This is a genomic window from Moritella sp., from assembly GCF_033791185.1.
Classification (GTDB): Bacteria; Pseudomonadota; Gammaproteobacteria; order Enterobacterales; family Moritellaceae; genus Moritella.
This window is the reverse complement of record NZ_JASJHF010000141.1, coordinates 15855-33632: the sequence shown is the minus strand read 5'-3', so window position 1 is coordinate 33632 and position 17778 is coordinate 15855. Positions and strand designations below refer to the sequence as shown.

At 41.8% G+C, this 17778-nt stretch carries 18 protein-coding genes; 3 read left to right on the top strand and 15 right to left on the bottom strand.

All coding sequences use genetic code 11. The annotated features are described in order from the left end of the window. A partial coding sequence (locus QNK26_RS08440) for a hypothetical protein (RefSeq protein ID WP_319222197.1) occupies positions 1-704 on the top strand: 704 nt, incomplete at its 5' end. 131 nt (positions 705-835) lie between these two features. On the opposite strand, the gene lipA is transcribed toward QNK26_RS08440, so the two are convergent. The 14 genes from lipA to leuS form a co-directional block, all read right to left on the bottom strand. Beyond that, complete coding sequence (gene lipA / locus QNK26_RS08435) at positions 836-1801, bottom strand: lipoyl synthase (RefSeq protein WP_319222196.1); 966 nt, start codon at positions 1799-1801, stop codon at positions 836-838. Next, positions 1794-2450 carry a lipoyl(octanoyl) transferase LipB gene (lipB, locus tag QNK26_RS08430; RefSeq protein WP_319222194.1) on the bottom strand — a complete coding sequence of 219 codons (657 nt, stop codon included), beginning with the start codon at positions 2448-2450 and terminating at the stop codon, positions 1794-1796. The genes lipA and lipB overlap by 8 nt, the downstream gene beginning before the upstream one ends. An 83-nt stretch (positions 2451-2533) precedes the next feature. Then, positions 2534-2803, bottom strand: coding sequence for a DUF493 family protein YbeD (ybeD, locus tag QNK26_RS08425; RefSeq protein WP_319222192.1), 270 nt, complete (start codon positions 2801-2803; stop codon positions 2534-2536). Between the two features lie 93 nt (positions 2804-2896). Beyond that, positions 2897-4063 carry a D-alanyl-D-alanine carboxypeptidase family protein gene (locus QNK26_RS08420; protein WP_319222190.1) on the bottom strand — a complete coding sequence of 389 codons (1167 nt, stop codon included), beginning with the start codon at positions 4061-4063 and terminating at the stop codon, positions 2897-2899. A gap of 138 nt (positions 4064-4201) precedes the next feature. Beyond that, a complete protein-coding gene (locus tag QNK26_RS08415; RefSeq protein WP_319222188.1) occupies positions 4202-4996 on the bottom strand; it encodes a septal ring lytic transglycosylase RlpA family protein in 795 nt (264 codons plus the stop codon). Next, entirely contained in the window at positions 4986-5981 is a 996-nt protein-coding gene (gene mltB / locus QNK26_RS08410; protein WP_319222187.1) for a lytic murein transglycosylase B, read from the bottom strand. Before mltB ends, QNK26_RS08415 begins: the two co-directional genes overlap by 11 nt. Before the next feature lie 9 nt (positions 5982-5990). Continuing rightward, entirely contained in the window at positions 5991-7091 is a 1101-nt protein-coding gene (gene rodA / locus QNK26_RS08405; RefSeq protein WP_319222185.1) for a rod shape-determining protein RodA, read from the bottom strand. Next, positions 7091-8950: a penicillin-binding protein 2 gene (mrdA, locus tag QNK26_RS08400; RefSeq protein WP_319222184.1), complete on the bottom strand. Its 1860-nt coding sequence runs from the start codon at positions 8948-8950 to the stop codon at positions 7091-7093. The genes rodA and mrdA overlap by 1 nt, the downstream gene beginning before the upstream one ends. 5 nt (positions 8951-8955) lie before the next feature. Beyond that, positions 8956-9426: a 23S rRNA (pseudouridine(1915)-N(3))-methyltransferase RlmH gene (gene rlmH / locus QNK26_RS08395; RefSeq protein ID WP_198438388.1), complete on the bottom strand. Its 471-nt coding sequence runs from the start codon at positions 9424-9426 to the stop codon at positions 8956-8958. 3 nt (positions 9427-9429) lie between these two features. Continuing rightward, a complete protein-coding gene (gene rsfS / locus QNK26_RS08390; RefSeq protein ID WP_319222182.1) occupies positions 9430-9759 on the bottom strand; it encodes a ribosome silencing factor in 330 nt (109 codons plus the stop codon). A 101-nt stretch (positions 9760-9860) separates the two neighbouring features. Continuing rightward, entirely contained in the window at positions 9861-10511 is a 651-nt protein-coding gene (gene nadD / locus QNK26_RS08385; RefSeq protein WP_319222180.1) for a nicotinate-nucleotide adenylyltransferase, read from the bottom strand. Positions 10512-10544: 33 nt separating this feature from the next. Further along, positions 10545-11582: a DNA polymerase III subunit delta gene (gene holA / locus QNK26_RS08380; RefSeq protein WP_319222178.1), complete on the bottom strand. Its 1038-nt coding sequence runs from the start codon at positions 11580-11582 to the stop codon at positions 10545-10547. After that, positions 11582-12280 carry an LPS assembly lipoprotein LptE gene (gene lptE / locus QNK26_RS08375; protein WP_319222176.1) on the bottom strand — a complete coding sequence of 233 codons (699 nt, stop codon included), beginning with the start codon at positions 12278-12280 and terminating at the stop codon, positions 11582-11584. The genes holA and lptE overlap by 1 nt, the downstream gene beginning before the upstream one ends. A gap of 205 nt (positions 12281-12485) precedes the next feature. Next, positions 12486-15077, bottom strand: coding sequence for a leucine--tRNA ligase (gene leuS / locus QNK26_RS08370; protein WP_319222174.1), 2592 nt, complete (start codon positions 15075-15077; stop codon positions 12486-12488). 331 nt (positions 15078-15408) lie between these two features. Between leuS and QNK26_RS08365 the strand changes: the two genes are divergently transcribed. Next, a complete protein-coding gene (locus QNK26_RS08365; protein WP_319222172.1) occupies positions 15409-15915 on the top strand; it encodes a zinc ribbon-containing protein in 507 nt (168 codons plus the stop codon). Positions 15916-16027: 112 nt separating this feature from the next. Here QNK26_RS08365 and QNK26_RS08360 read toward each other — a convergent pair whose 3' ends face one another. Continuing rightward, a complete protein-coding gene (locus QNK26_RS08360) occupies positions 16028-16237 on the bottom strand; it encodes a thymidylate kinase (RefSeq protein WP_319222171.1) in 210 nt (69 codons plus the stop codon). Between the two features lie 281 nt (positions 16238-16518). On the opposite strand from QNK26_RS08360, the gene QNK26_RS08355 reads away from it, so the two are divergent. Then, positions 16519-17751, top strand: a complete 1233-nt coding sequence (locus tag QNK26_RS08355) for a DNA ligase (protein ID WP_319222170.1) — start codon at positions 16519-16521, stop codon at positions 17749-17751. The last annotated feature ends 27 nt before the right edge of the window (positions 17752-17778 follow it).

The window sequence follows — 17778 nt, the reverse complement described above, 5'->3', positions numbered from 1 at the left end:
TGGCTCAACAAGATGGAAAAAAAGTGGCTGCACGGTTTAATCTATCAGCGGTATTAGCGGCAGCCTTGATTGCTGCGAGTTTAAGTTATCTTTCCTATGCGCTGCTGAATTTAACCAAAGAAGTGGCTGAAGTACGTAAAGCACTACCGAATATATTACAGCAAATAGATGATATTTCTGTGCAAATACCAGCGATAGTCGCGCAAGTTGAAATGATAAATAAGCAAAGTATTCCGAGTATATTGGCTGAGACCGAGTCCATCCGTTCTGCTATACCACCAATTTTGCAGGAAGTGGAAGCTGTGCGCCTCGTTGTGCCAGCTATTCTGTCAGAGGTTGCGGCGGTAAGATCTGAATTACCAGCGGTATTAAAACAAGTGAACGCGGTTAACAAGCAGGTACCAAGCATTTTAACTCGAGTGGATGAGGTGAATAAACGTGTTGATGATATTAATCTATTGATCCCACATATTTTAACTCAGGTTGAGAAAGTTCGTGTTGATACTCCAGCGACGTTAGCACGTATTGAAGCCTTAATCGAAGCCAGTGATCAGATTGGTGAAAATGCTTCTAAGGGAGCAACGAAAGGGGCGATTAAAGGTGTTTTTGAGATGCCTGTTGATGCGACGAAACGCTTATTAACTGCGCCAGGTTCTTATTTTGATAAAAAAGAAATCAAGGACGCCGAATTACAGACGGAGTAGTTGAGGTTCTGTTCTAATGTTTTGTTTGGAAGTGCAGGGAAGAGAATATGTTTGGATTTAATACGCAATAATAAAGTAAAGCTAAACACGGAAAATACCGTGTTTAGCTTTACTTTAACACAGGCTAAGAATTAAGAAACTTCTTTACCTTGTGCTTGTAAGTCTGCGTGATATGAAGAGCGCACAAACGGGCCACAAGCTGCGTGCTCAAAGCCAACCTCTTTTGCTAGCTCACCGAGCGCATCAAAGTCGTCTGGGTGGACGTAGCGTTTCACGGGTAAGTGATGACGGCTAGGTTGTAAATATTGACCTAATGTCAGCATAGTCACATCGTTCGCAGCAAGATCTCGAATTACTTCAGCAATCTCTTCATTGGTTTCGCCCAAGCCCATCATGAGACCTGACTTAGTCGGAACCGTTGGGTGCATCTCTTTAAAGCGTTTTAATAAACGTAAAGACCACTGGTAATCAGAACCAGGACGCGCCATTTTGTAATGCTGTGGAGCCGTTTCTAGGTTGTGGTTAAATACATCAGGTGGCGTATCTTTAAAGATTTCTAATGCTTTATCCATACGACCTTTGAAATCTGGAACCAAAATTTCGATTTTGATCTCAGGGTTCAATAAACGGATTTCACGGATACAATCGGCAAAATGCTGAGCTCCACCATCACGTAGATCATCACGGTCTACTGAGGTGATAACCACGTATTTAAGCTTCATTTTAGCAATAGTTTGCGCCAGTTTAAGCGGTTCTTCTGCTACCAGTGGTAATGGCTTACCATGGGCTACATCGCAGAATGGGCAACGACGTGTACAAATTGCACCCATGATCATAAAGGTGGCTGTACCGTGGTTAAAGCACTCTGATAAATTTGGGCATGATGCTTCTTCACAAACTGAATGTAAGTTGTTTTCACGCATCACGTTCTTAATTTCTTGGATGCGAGCAGAGCTTTTCGGTAGACGGATCTTCATCCACGATGGCTTACGCAGGATCTCATCATTCTCAGTAGCAATAATTTTAACTGGAATTTTAGCCATCTTATCTGCGTCGCGAAGTTTAACGCCAGGCTCTAATCGAACGGTTTTACTCATGCTCTGTTAATCCATCTTTGAAAGTTAATTGGGTGTATTCTAGCAGGGAACATAGGTGTTCGACTAGCTTAGGTTGTATTTCTTCTAAGCTGGTAGCACCACCAAGATCACTTGTTTGGGTCATCTCCATACCCGCATAACCGCAAGGGTTAATACGCAGAAAAGGTGATAAGTCCATGTTTACATTCAATGCTAAACCATGAAATGAACGACCTTTTCTGATCCTTAAACCGAGTGAAGCAACTTTTTTGTCAGCCACATAAACACCGGGTGCATCTGCGCGAGGGTAGGCTTCAACACCGGATTCTGCTAGTGTGGCCACAATACCGTTCTCGATATGCGTCACAAGAGCACGAACGCCAAGCTTACGACGCTTAATATCGAGTAAGAAGTACACCACTTGCTGACCAGGTCCGTGATAAGTCACTTGACCACCACGATCGGCTTGCACTATTGGAATGTCGCCGGTGGCGAGGATATGTTCAGCTTTACCAGCTTGACCTTGGGTAAACACAGGGTCGTGCTCAACAAACCAAAGTTCATCTTCTGTATTTTCGTCTCTGTTCTCAGTAAACGTTTTCATCGCGTCAAATACAGTACTGTAAGATTGGCGATTAAGTTGACGAATAATAATGCTATGTTCTGACAAAATATGCTCTTCTAGATGATTAACACCAACGACAAAAATCTAATTAGCGACACTAATTAGATTTTTAGATTTGGTATTATTTATTATAAAACGCGGACCACACCTGGGATCGCACCGAAAGCTATGTATAAACCTTCTACTTGATCTTTATTTTGTACTTTAACGTTGATGGTTACAGAGTTGTAAGTGCCTTTACTGCTCTTTTTAGAGCGAGTAGTGTAGTTACTTGGAACATGCTTGTGTGCCACTGCTACAATGTTATCTTCTAGTTTTTGATCGGTGTTACCGATAACTTTAAAGTTCAATAGACAAGGGAAATCAAGTAGTTCGTCGAATTTAGTATTTAAAGACATTAGTTTTTCTCGTACCTTAGCAATAATGGCAAAGGAGGCAACTGCCTCCTTTGTATTGGTCATTATAATCGGGTAACGGTGTCAGGGAAAGGATTAACCAAACCAACCAGTAAATAATAATTTGAAATAATCAATTAATCGGCTAAACCAGCTACCCAATTCAATATCTTCAAGGGCGACTAAATCAGCTTGTGCAATTTCGTCATCGTTGAGATTATAGAATACTTTACCAACGACATCGCCTTTAGCGATAGGTGCGCTTAGTTCTTTTTGGATTTCAAAATTAGCGGTTAGATTTTTCGCTTGGCCACGTGGAACCGTCAAGGTTAATTTATTAGCCAGACCCAATTCAACTTGCTCTTGCTCGCCCATCCATACTCGTTCAGCGACTATTTTACTGTTGGCTTCGTGTAGTGTGACGGTTTCATAGAAGCGGAAACCGAAGTTAAGTAGTTTTTTACTTTCAGCTTTACGTGCATCAGCATTTTTAGTACCCAGTACTACAGCAACTAGACGCATGTTATCTTTAGTTGCAGAAGATACTAAGTTAAAGCCTGCGCCTGAAGTATGGCCAGTTTTAATACCGTCTACGTTCATGCTTTTATCCCATAGTAAACCATTACGGTTGTATTGGGTGATGCCGTTGTAGGTAAATTTCTTTTGCGAATAAATACGGTATTCTTCAGGTACATCACGAATGAGTGCTGCCCCTAATGTCGCCATATCACGTGCTGTTGTGTATTGCTCTTTGCTATCTAAACCGTGAGCATTAGCAAAATGCGTTGCATCCATACCGAGCTGCTTGCTCCATGAATTCATTAACTGGGCAAATGCGCTTTCTGTGCCAGCGATGTGTTCAGCCATTGCTACGCAAGCATCATTACCAGATTGAACAATAATGCCTTGGTTCAATTTTTCTACAGTGATCGTTTTACCAACTTCGATAAACATTTTTGATGAGTCTGGGAAATTCTTAGCCCAGGCATTTTTACTGATAGTAACTTGGTCATCGAGGTTGATATTACCGGCTTTGATTTCTTGACCAATAACATAACTTGTCATCATTTTAGTTAGGCTGGCAGGCTTTAATGATTCGTCGGCATTTTTTTGTGCGATAACTTTGCCTGAATCAAAATCAACTAATATGAATGCTTTAGCTGCAACGACTGGGGTATCGGGAATGACACTGGGTGCTGCACTTAATGAGAAACTCGCCACTGCTAGGCTTGTTAGGATAAGTTTTTTTAATTGATTGGCCACGTTTCACTTCGCTATAATTAAATTTGTGATTAAGTTGTTGATAACTTAGGTAAATAAACTTGAACAAACGTTTCTATAACAAGTTTATTCGATAATAGCAGCTAGTCTATCAAACTAGCTGAATGTATGTCTTACTATTTAAAGTTTATTAGACACAGCTTTGCTTGAAAGTTCCTTCAATACATAAGCATTTGTATATTTCTGTTGAACTTTAGCTAACAGTGCCTGTGCTTTGTCACTGTCGGTTATTGGCCCAAGCTGTACACGATAATATTTACCGCTACTAACAAGTCTGTTTTTAGTCTTATGCTCAGCGCTTAATGCGTCTGCCACTTGTTGTGCTTTGATTTTACTACTTGACGCGAGTACTTGGATAAATGACTTCGATGTCGGGGTAAACAAGGTACTGTTATCGGCAGTCGGTATGATCAATTCAACACGTACATTGGCTGTGCCGGATTGTAGCATATCTAATTTATAAGCGGCCGCGTAAGACAGGTCAATAATACGTTCTGAATGGAAAGGTCCGCGATCATTCACACGCACGACAACGGTCTTATCATTACCTAAATTGGTTACTTTTACAAAACTTGGTAGCGGTAAGTTTTTGTGTGCGGCAGACATCGAAAACATGTCATATATTTCACCGTTGGAAGTCTTATGGCCATGGAACTTATTCCCATACCAAGATGCTTTACCCTCTTGGGTTAAGGTTTTTATGTCTCGCCATACTTCATAATCGATACCACGTACTTGATAGTCACGATTTGCATAATGGCTATAGGTTTGTGGTATCGGCACTGCATCAGCAATATCATCAAGCTGAGGAATGTTTTCCGGTGCGTGATCATCATTGTACTGATAGCGAGAAGAAGAACATGCGGCCAAAAGACCGCAGATACAAAGTAGAGTTAAACGTTGTTTATTGCGCATGTTTGGCTTGTTTAATTTGTTCACTTAATTGGAATACAGCCATAGCGTACAATGAACTGTGATTGTAACGCGTAATACTGTAGAAGTTATCCAGGTAAACCCAATACTCATCACTATCAAGTTCTTGTAGCTTGAGTAATTTTGCTGGAGTTGAGTCTTCAATGTTAATCGTTGGTACACGAGCATCGGATTCTTGTAGCACGACACCTGCAGCGGTTAGGTCGGCCCATGTATGGGTTATTTTCAATGATGAATTCAATAATGCCTGTACTTTTTCGCTGTCGACTTTGACGGGATAAGCAACTGACTCACCGGTATTCCATTTATGCATGCTAAAGTAATTGGCAATACTACCAATGGCATCCACGGGATCATTGATCATATCAACTTTACCGTCACCAGAAAAGTCAACGCCGTAATGGCTGTAACTTGATGAGATAAATTGACCTAAGCCCATTGCACCTGCATATGAACCTTGTGTTTCTGTTAGCTTCCAACCTTGTTGTTCGCTTAATTTAATGTATTGCGCAAACTCTTGACGGAAAAACTTGCCGCGTGCAGGGTAATTAAAACCCAGGGTATACAGTGAGTCTAATACCGAAATGTTGCCCTTGTATTTACCATAGAAAGTTTCAACCCCCATAATTGCGACAATAATTTGTGCCGGCACACCATATTCTTTTTCGGCTTTGGCAAAGGTCTCTTCGTGCTGATTCCAGTACTCGACACCTTTGTTAATACGACTTTCGGTAATAAATATCGGTGCGTATTTATACCAAGGTTTTTTTTCCCATGGTGTTTGGATCTTGGTTAATACATTTTCATCAAATTTTGCTTGTCCTATGGCATCGGTAAGTAATTGTTCCGATATATCATATTTGTTACTTAACTCTTCAATCCAAGTCTTGTGCTCACTGGTTAACTCAGCACTATTAGCTTGAAACGCTGCTAGACCTAGCAGAAATAATACTTTTTTACCCAGCATCTGGATTCCTCAACTTAAGCGACGGTGTGTTCTTACAGACATTAGAATGCCAAATCCAGCCATCAATGTCACCATCGAAGTGCCGCCATAGCTAATTAAAGGCAGTGGTACACCTACAACGGGTAATAATCCACTCACCATGCCGATATTAACGAACACATAAATAAAGAATGTTAGGGTTATACTACCCGCGATAAGGCGCTCAAATACGCGTTGACCTTCTAATGCGATAAATAAACCACGGCAGATCACAAACAGATAAAGTGACAGCAGTAAGATCACCCCAAATAAACCGAACTCTTCGCTGTAGACAGCAAAAATAAAGTCGGTATGACGTTCAGGTAAAAAATCGAGCTGTGATTGGGTGCCGGATAACCAACCTTTACCCCAAAAACCGCCAGAACCAATGGCTATTTTAGATTGAATAATATGATAGCCTGAGCCAAGTGGGTCGGTTTCTGGATTTAAGAAGGTTAATACCCGCTGTTTTTGATAAGGGTGCATTAAGAAAAACCACAGGATAGGTGCAAAACCCGATATCAATCCAAATGCAATCATCACTAAACGCCACGACATACCGGCTAAAAAAATAACGAAAATACCTGAAATAGCCACCAGTAACGAAGTACCCAAATCGGGTTGCTTAGCGATTAATAATGTGGGCACCAATACCATGATTAATGCGCTAATGATGGTTCTAAAACTGGGGGGAATAGACTGATTACTCATATAACGAGCAACAGCCAGTGGCATCACCACTTTCATAATTTCGGATGGTTGGAATTTGGTAAAACCTAGGTCAATCCAACGCTGCGCGCCTTTTCCGACATGACCAAACAGCAATACTGCAATTAATAGTATGGTGCCAATGATAAAGATAGGGAATGCCCAGCGTCGATAGACTGATGGTGAGACCTGTGCTAATGCAAACATGACAGCTAAGGCAAGTAACATACGAAATATCTGTCTTTCCATCAGCGCAATATCAGCGCCACCTGCACTGTAAAGTACCACTAGGCTAACACCGAGCAGACTTAATAAGCCAAAGAGTAATGGAAAATCGATATGCAACTTATACCAAATACTTTGATTATGACGACGATCTGGCATTAATTTTCCTTTTTATTGTCAAAGTAGACATCAAATAAACGGCGTGCTGAAGGTGCTGCTTGTGAGCTACCACCACCGGCATTTTCTAGAATAATAGTGGCTGAAATTTCCGGTTCTTCAAACGGTGCATAAGCCACAAACATGGCATTATCACGCAATCGTTCTCGTATCTTACTGGCGTCGTATTTTTCTTCACCAAGTTGGTATAACTGTGCGGTACCTGATTTACCTGCGGCGGTATATTTTGCTTTGGCAAAAGCGCGGCGTGCGGTGCCGTTACTTTTAGTTACTACACCGTGCATGCCATCTTTGGCCACTTGCCAGTTAGCTGGATCTTTTAATTTCAGCGGCGGTAATTCAACCACAGGTTCATATACGTCCCCATTGGTATATTTGATATCTCTGACTAATTGTGGAACAGGGCGTAAGCCTTTACTGGCGACAATACCGGTTGCTTTGGCTAACTGGATTGGGGTTGAAGACCAGTAACCTTGACCAATACCAACAGAAATGGTGTCACCTTGATACCAAGGTTCATTGTAGCGTGCTCGCTTCCATTCTCGTGATGGCAAAATAGCATTGGTTTCTTCTTTCACATCAATACCAGTGTAATCACCAAAGCCAAACTCGGTCATAAAGCTATGAATCTTATCGATACCGACGCTATAAGCGAGGTTATAAAAGAAGGTATCGGATGATTGCTCAATGGCTTTATAAACATTAATTTTGCCATGTCCCCAGCGTTTCCAATCACGGAAACGGCGCTTAGTATTGGGGATCTGGAACCAACCGCGATCATTAATAATCGTGCTTGGTGTGATTGCACCGTCTTCTAAAGCTAAGATTGCCAGTTGTGGTTTGACTGTCGATGCTGGCGGATAGCGCCCTTGTGTCGCTCGGTTAATCAAGGGACGATCTTTGGACTGCAATAAACGGTTATAATTTTTACTGCTGATACCGTGTACAAACAAGTTGGGATCATAACTCGGGCTTGAGATCATCGCGAATACTTCACCGGTTTTGGGTGCCAGTAAGACTATCGCCCCACGGCGTCCCGCTAATTCTTTTTGTGCTTTTAGTTGTAAACGGATGTCGATATTTAAATACAGATCATTACCGGGTACCGGTGGCGTGATCTTTAGTGTACGGACGATCTTACCACGGTTATTGACTTCAACTTCTTTAAAGCCGGGCTCGCCATGGAGGGTTTTTTCGTAATAACGCTCGATGCCTTGCTTGCCAATATCATGAGTGGCGGCATAGGTCGCGCGTATACCATCTCTCTCTAAGCGGTTTAAATCGTTACTGTTAATTCGAGCTACATAACCAACAGCATGGGTGAGAGCATCACCAAACGGGTAATAACGTTTTAGTCGAGCTGTGACTGAAATACCGGGGTATTTATGCTGCTGAACGGAGAATAGGGCGACTTCAGCTTCTGATAAATTGGTTAATATTGATACTTGTTTGAAGCGACGTTGACGTTTTAGACGAGTATTAAAATCGGCAATATTGTCTTCGGTCAGGGTTAATAAGGTGGTTAATTTGGCTATTGTTGCATCAATATCGGTGATCTTTTCCGGTACCATATCTAAGCTGTAGACGGGTTTATTTTCAGCTAAAAGTATGCCATTACGATCATAAATAAGTCCACGATTAGGTGCGATTGGCACTAATTTAACACGATTTTCATTTGAACGGGTTTGATACGCCTGATAGGAGTCGACTTGTAAGTAATAAAGGTTACTCAGTAATAAGCCAAGTACGCAAAGGACAAAAATAAATGAGACCATGATGCGACGGCTAAATAATGCAGTTTCCGCAGAATGATCTCGTAAGGCTATACGCTTCCTTGCCACCAATATTACTCTCTATGATAAGGATGGTTTGTTGTTACACTCCAAGCGCGATATAACGCTTCGGCAACCACTACACGTACCATCGGATGTGGTAAGGTTAGTGGTGACAGCGACCAGCGCTGTTCTGATGCCGCGATGCATTCTGGTGCAAGTCCTTCTGGGCCGCCGATCAATAGGCTAACGTCACGACCATCATGCTTCCACTTATCTAGTTCAACAGCTAGCTGTTCAGTAGTCCAAGGTTTGCCGGTAACCTCTAGAGTCACGATACGATTACCTTTCGGGATCGCTTGCATCGTTTTAACACCTTCTAATTCTAAGATCCGTTTGATGTCAGCGTTTTTACCACGCTTACCCGCATTGATCTCAAGTAATTCAAAAGGCATATCTTTAGGGAAGCGACGTGTATATTCTTTATACCCGGTTTCTACCCATGCTGGCATCTTAGTACCAACAGCAACTAGCTGAATCTTCATTGACTATGCCCCTACAGACTGCCAAAGTTGTTCTAGCTGGTATAGATCACGCGTTTGTTGTTGCATGATGTGTACGACTACGTCACCCATATCAACTAAAACCCATTCACTATCTTCCATACCTTCAATGCCCATCACGTACACTTCGTGACGCTTAGCTTCTAGGTAAAGATGATTAGAAATCGATTTAACGTGAGTTTTTGATGTACCAGTACATACGATCATTAGATCTGTTACTGGTGATTTACCCTTAACGTCAACAACTTGGATGTCACGGGCTTTCATATCTTCAATTTTATCTAGTACAAATGCTTGCAGCTCAGAAATTTGCAAGGGTCCTCCAGAGGAACTTTATCGAGTTAACCGCGAATTATAACAGTGAATAATGCCTAAATATATACCTAGCTTGTTCTTGAGCTAGTATCTACTGACTTTTACGCATACAAATTGTTTTTTTGTATGTAAGACAGCACGTTATCTGGCAATAGATATTGAGGGTTTTGTTGGTTTTTAATCAACTGACGGATCCGTGTCGCCGATATTTCTAACTGTGTAGTTGGCCACAGTAAAATACGCCCCTGTTTTTGTTGCTGCAGGACTTCGACATCCGTTGTTTGTACTTGTTCAAATAATTTTTTAACGTCGGGGGATAGTTGCAATTCGTAGTTAGGACGGTAACTCACTACGAGATGACAGTAATCTAATAGCTCTTGCCAGCGATACCAGGTATGTAAGCTATTTAGCGAATCAAGGCCAATTAAAAAGTACACCGAGGTGGTTGGATTTTCAGCGGCAAGCTCAATTAAGGTATCAATGGTATAAGAAGGTGTCGAACGGTTCAGTTCTCGCGTATCAACACTTAGCTCATCACAATTTTCTACCGCTAATGCCGCCATCGTTAATCGATGTTGTGCATTCGATCCTGGGGCCGCGCGATGTGGGGGGATGTGATTTGGCATCAACCTGACTTCCGCCAAATTAAGTTGTTGTAATAAATCTAAACAAGGACGTAAATGACCATAATGGATCGGATCAAACGTACCGCCTAAAATACCAATGGCGCGAGTCAGGGGAAAATCAGTCATAAATAGCCGCTTGTTATTAATAAAGACACAAAATTATTTAATTTCAGAATGATGAAAATTGGGTAGCAAAGTCGAGTCAGCAAAACTAATACTTAGCATTTGTAGTGATAACCAAGGATCAATACTGGTGCTAGTTTTGATTGCACTATCAACGCTTGAACAAAGTACCAACATTTGCTCAATTTTACTCAAGGATAAGCGACTCAAGCAGGCATTAATAATTTGCTGGCGACCTGCCCATAACCGCTGTTTTTTCATTTCATCAATCACCGACAGTCCTTGCTGCTGCATCAAACTGTAATGATAAAGCTGATTGATTTCCTTATTTAGCGACCAGTTAATCACGATCGGGTCGACACCTTCGGCCTGTAATTGTTGCAGGATCCGCTGCCCACGATTTACTTTACCGGCAAGTAGCGCATCAACCAGCTGGAAACTACTGAAGTGTGAATGCTGGGTAATTGATGCTTGCAACTGTGCCAAGGTGAGTGTCTGGCCTGGGTGGAGCAAAGATAATTTATCTATCTCCTGCTTGGCTGCTAATAAGTTACCTTCAAAGCTACGACAAAGCAGGGTGATTACATCCGCTTGGGCATCAAGATTGGCACGTTTGAGACGATGGCGCATCCAGTTAGCAAAAAAGCGCCCTTCGGGATGACCGACTGGGATGTAAAGTGCATTTTTGAAATACTGCAGAAACCATTTCGCGCTTTGCTGTGCTTTGGTTAAGTACGGACCACTGATAATGATAATGAGATCTGGGTTTAGCAGTTTAAATAAATCATTAAGCTGACTAATATCTTCTTTAGCCGGTCGCTTATCAAAGATCAGTTCGATGGTTTGACGACTGGAAAACAGCGACATGGATTGGCAAGCATTAAACACCGCCGGCCAATCCATGGTTGGCTCGGCATGAAACTTATGGTGTTCATCGAAGCCGACTTTCTTCGCGGCCACTTTAATCTGCTCAATTGCTTCCATTTTTAATAAGGGCTCTTCGCCGAATATTAAATAGCAGAGTTTGATTTCAGTCTTTAAGTACTGATCGAGTTGTTCTGGATAAACGCGCATTAGTTCGTTTCAATATCTGTATGTTGGACTGCTTCATTGAGATCTGATTCATCGTAGCCGATTTTTTTTGGCTCAATAATAACTTGGCTTAATGTGCGCACAATTTGTTGAGCCGCGGCTTCACGTAATTCTTTTCTTAATAATTCAGCTTCACGAGAGCGGGCTAATGCTTCTTGTGAATTATTTAATTGGTCGCGCTGCAGGGCAACAGTAAAATACTGTGGCTCTTGATTTGGCATTCGGACTTCCATTTTTATCACATAGCTCAATTCATATTCAGCCGCTGTTGCATCGGAATAGAGTGAAACGGTGCGTGAACCAGTGCTTTCGGACATGATTCTTAAAATCGGTGTTTCTGAATTTAGCAGTGCTGGATCCATTGCGGTGGTTTTGGTTTGAGTGGAATCTTCACCGATTTGCGTGCTTTCGTCATTCGTTTGGGTTTCAGTTGTCAGCGACTCAGAACTCGATTCGGATGCTAGCGCAGGGGTAACGAGATTGATTTGGTTGTAGCGCAATTCTTGCTTGATTAGGCGGGTTAGATCGGAATATTTGCTCGATATTAAGGTTAGATTGCGTAATTCATTGGGAATACCGCTGCCATTTTTTAAATGGAAGCCGCAGCCGCCAAGCACTGCTGTTACCAAGAAGATGCAAGTTAGTCGAATAAAACGTGGTGTCAGTGCCGGTGCGATCATAATGCCTACAAAAGATATAAGTTAATTGCAGCTAATTTTACACGTAATCGAAAAACAAAAAAGCCCTAGACTCTACTATAAAAATAAAAGCAGAATGCAGGGCCTATTATTTGTGTACTATTTGCAGCTAAGCGGTCTATAAATCGACTAACGACAAGGTTATTTAACGCTATCGTTAGTACTGATTAGCTACTTATGTTGTAACTTAGTTAGCAACAATGTTTAGTAGTTTACCTGGTACGAAAATTACTTTACGTACTGTTTTACCGTCAGTGAACTTAGTCACGTTTTCATCTGCATTTGCTAATGCTTCAACAGATTCACGTGTTGCGTCAGCTGGTACTGTTAATTTAGCACGCAGTTTACCGTTCACTTGCACGATGATTAGTTTTTCAGATTCAACCATTGCCGCTTGGTCTGCTACAGGCCATAGCGCTTCGTCGATGTTACCTTCTTGACCTAATTTGTTCCACAGTTCAAAACAGATGTGCGGCGTGATTGGTGCAAGTAGGCGAACAACTGCCACTAATGCTTCTTGAAGCAGCGCGCGATCTTGCTCTGATTCTTGCGGTGCTTTAGATAACTTGTTCATTAGTTCCATAACAGATGCAATTGCAGTGTTGAACGTTTGACGACGTTCGATATCATCAGATACCTTAGCAATTGTTTTATGGATCTCACGACGTAGTTCTTGTTGCTTGCCGTTAAGTGCTGCAACATCTAGCGCTACAACTTCACCTTTACTGATGTGGTTGTAAGCTAATGTCCAGATACGACGTAGGAAACGGTGTGCACCTTCTACAGCCGAGTCTTGCCATTCTAGTGTTTGGTCAGCAGGAGCTGCAAACATCATGAATAGACGTACGGTATCAGCACCAAAACGTTCAATCATTGTTTGTGGGTCAATACCGTTGTTTTTAGACTTCGACATTTTAGTCATGCCAGTATAAACAAGTTCATTGCCTTCATTGTCGATGTACTTAGTTGGTTGACCTTTTTCGTCACGCTCAACAGTTACATCTAATGGCGAAACCCAAACACGGCCGCCGTTGTCGTTAGTGTAGTAGTATGCATCAGCAAGTACCATACCTTGACAAAGTAGACGTTTGAACGGTTCGTTGCTATCAACCATTTGCTCATCACGTAGCAGTTTGTGGAAGAAACGTGCATATAATAAGTGCATACATGCGTGTTCAATACCACCAACATACTGATCTACTGGTAACCAGTGATTTGCATCTTCACGGTTTAGCATTTCAGTTTCTGATGTCGCGCTACAGTAACGTGCATAGTACCAAGACGATTCCATGAAGGTATCGAAAGTATCTGTTTCACGTAGTGCAGGTTGACCATTGTATGTTGTTTTAGCCCATTCTAAATCGGCTTTAATTGGACTTTGAATGCCGTCCATTTTAACATCTTCAGGTAAGATCACTGGAAGTTGGTCTGCAGGTGTTGGTACAACTGAACCATCTTCAAGTGTCAACATTGGGATTGGCGCGCCCCAATAACGTTGACGAGAAACACCCCAGTCACGTAGACGGAAGTTAACTTTCTTGGTGCCTTGACCGCTTGCTTCTAATTTAGTCGCAATTGCATCTACCGCTGCGCCAAATTCTAAACCGTCGAATTCGCCTGAGTTGAACAATACACCTTTTTCAGTGAACGCTACTTCAGATACGTCTAATTCGCTACCATTGCTTGGTTTGATTACTGGTACGATATCGATGCCGTATTTAGTTGCGAATTCATAGTCACGTTGATCGTGAGCTGGAACAGCCATAACAGCGCCTGTGCCGTAACCCATTAATACGAAGTTAGCTACGTATACCGGTACTTTACGACCATTTAATGGATGAATAGCGTATAGGCCAGTAGCCATACCTTTCTTTTCCATTTTTTCTAAATCAGCTTCAGCCACTTTCATGTTTTTACATTCAAGGTTGAACTCTGCTAGTGCTGGGTTTGTTAATGCGGCTTGTTCTGCAAGTGGGTGACCAGCTGCGATACCAACATACGTTACACCCATTACTGTGTCTGGACGTGTCGTGTATACCGATAGCTTGCTTAGCTCGTCACTTTGTCCTTCAACTGCGAAGTCTAGTTCGATACCTTCGCTGCGACCGATCCAGTTACGTTGCATGGTTTTAACTTGCTCAGGCCAGCCGTCAAGTTCATCAATAGATGAAAGTAGCTCGTCTGCGTATTCAGTGATCTTAATGAACCACTGTGGAATTTCTTTTTGTTCTACCGGCGTATCACAACGCCAGCAGCAACCGTCATTTACTTGTTCGTTAGCAAGTACAGTTTCATCGTTCGGGCACCAGTTAACTGATGAAGTCTTTTTGTAAACTAAACCTTTACTGTAAAGTTTAGTGAAGAACTCTTGTTCCCAACGGTAGTATTCAGGTGTACAGGTTGCGATTTCACGGTTCCAGTCATAACCAAAGCCTAAAGACGTTAGCTGACCCTTCATGTAATCGATGTTTTCATATGTCCAAGGTGCAGGTGCAGTGTTGTTCTTGATTGCTGCATTTTCAGCTGGTAGACCAAATGCATCCCAACCGATAGGTTGTAATACGTTTTTGCCTTGCATACGTTGGAAACGTGCGATCACGTCACCAATAGTGTAGTTACGTACATGGCCCATGTGCAGGCGACCACTTGGGTATGGGAACATAGACAAGCAGTAGAATTTTTCTTTCGTTTCGTCGTTATGTACTTCGAATGTTTTATTTTCGTGCCAGTGTTGTTGAACCTGAGGTTCGATACTGCTTGGAGTATATTGTTCTTGCATGGGTAATATCCAGTCTGTTCTTGGTAGGATTTATAAACAAAATTTTGCCATAGAATACCTTAGCACAGTGAGGGCAACAAGTTTCATTTGCAGATAGCGATAAGTTTTCCTTACTGATAATGCTGATTGGCCACCTTTACAAGGAAACTATGTGATGTAGACCGCTTGTTGGCTGCTCATTTTGGCATATACTTAAGTTATAGCAGTGGCTATTTTTATACTTACAAGGTGTTGGTTATTGCTAGTAGTGAATAATGTTTACTGATCAATATAGATGACGTTTTATTAATAAATACAGGCTAACTGTTATTACATTAATTCGGAGGTTTATATGGCTAAGCTCAATACTCAATATCAAAATACAGTGCGTAACTTATCTGTACATCCTCTGAGCTATAAGGGGAGGAAGCAATTTATGGGTAATGATTTTACGCAACGATTTGTGCTTAAAGCTGAAGCTTACTTAGGTGCTGCAGGGGATTTAACTAAAAAAGAATTAACCGAAGCATCTGCTTATGTTCGCCATGATCTTGGTGAGTTCAATAAAGACTATCAAACCAGTCTTGCTGACTTTAAATTATCAGCTTGGTATCAAGCATGGGATAAAATCACCTGGGGAACGTTAGCATCGATAACCGATAAGACCCAAGTGGAGTGGACTGAGGTTGGTGATGATCTATTGCATCATGGACTTTATAAAGTAGGTGATGAAGTTGGTTTTGGTTTATTAACCTGCGTTCGCTGTGGTTATCAAAAAGAATTGTTTCATCCAACAGTAGTATTATCTTGTGCTAATTGTGATGGTAAAGAGTTTATGCGTGAAAGTTTTGAACCTTAATCCATAACTATATCCAAAACCACACTCACAACTATAATTAGACAAATGGTCAGCTTAATACCTGCTGACTATTTGATCTGTGATTAACCGTGATGTTAGATGAACCGGCGAGTCAAAATGATTCGTCTATTCTCACTACCGGAAAGCCAACTTGTTGTGCGGTGGCGGTGGCAATATCTAAGTTTCGATAACATTTCTCGTGGCCACTAAAATCGGTGAGTGGAATAATATCACCATTATCGGATTTAAATTCGACAATCCATCCATTCGCGACCAATGAAGGTTCGATAATTGCTTCGACCAGTTCATGTCTATGATACATGCTTTTTATATCGGCAAGTTGCATGGTAATACCTCTCAGGGCAGAATTTTGGGATCTATAATATTAGTGTAGCTGATGGCTAAGCAAGTTCAAGTTCCTCACTTCGTAAATAAACCACTTCAATACGCATTAATAGAGTCTCTGATTTGTGATGTAACACGATTAACAGTCTTCGAAAGTCGCTTTCTGTCGATACTTCAGGTTATTGTAATGCAATTAATCGGTTAACTTTCATTCTCTTTATCATACTGAGTTATACCACCATATTGCTTGGAACTCAGATGTTTATTCGCACTTATCCATTACTCGTATCGCTATTCGCATCAAGCACTCAGCCCCTATTCGCTGATGATATAATACCGTCAGCATCAATCGATTCATTAGCAAAAAGTACAGTGGTACATTCTCGGTGTCCCAGTGTACTCAACCAGCATCGTATTCGTTATTTAGAAGCACAGATAATTAAACATCGACAGATCTATTACACAGGTCAAACACCGTTATTACATGATGGTGAGTTTGATTTATTAGTGGATGAGCTTGGGGTGTTATCAGATTGCCTGTCACCGATATTAACGCAGCTGGGGGCGAGTGATAATTATGATCGTCGTCAACGAGATCGACAGCCGCACCGACAAGCTATGTTAAGTTTAAAATCTGTGCGCGAAAGAGCGGGAGTTGATACATTTTATCAGCTGCATCAAGATAAACCATTATTGCTGCAACCGAAAGTGGACGGCATGGCAGTCGAATTAGTCTATGAAAAAGGTATGTTAGTGGCGGCGTCGAGTCGAGGAAATGGTCAACAAGGTAAGGATTTATTGACGTTGATACTGCGCAGTAATGCCGTTAATAGCATTATTGCTTACCCACATACCTTGGTTATCCATGGTGAATTATATGTGGAGCAGCAAGATTGGCTGCTGCGAGGGAAGTATGTATCTTCTCGTCATATGACCGCAGGTATTGCTAGTCAATCGTCACCGCTACAATCGGATGTCATGAGTTTACGTTTTATGCCTTGGCGTTGGGTTGATTCGCCTTATAGCGATGAGCTTATGGGCTTGGCGCAATTAGCGATGCTCGGTTTTGCGGATATGTCTAAGATGAGTCATCTAATCGATAGCCCTAATGATATTGATCGTTGGCTAGCGCACTATCAAAACACCGAGACATTATTACTTGATGGTATTGTAATTAAATTAGCTCAGCATGCGCGCCAGCGTGAATATGGTCAAACCCAGCATGCACCGCGTTGGGCATTAGCGCTAAAATTTACCGGCCCGAAAGGCATAAGCCATGTTGTTGATATAACTTATCAGATAGGTAAAAGTAGTCGTATAACTCCGATTGTTCATGTGCAACCATTAGCCCTCTCGGGGCATCAAGTAACACGGGTATCGGGACGTTCTCAACCTTGGTTATTACAATCGAAGATTGAAGTTGGCAGTCAAGTCGAAATCGAGTTAGTGGGTAATGCCACACCGCAATTAACCCGGCTAGTGAGTCGTTAGAATCTTGCATATTTAGGCATTTTGAGT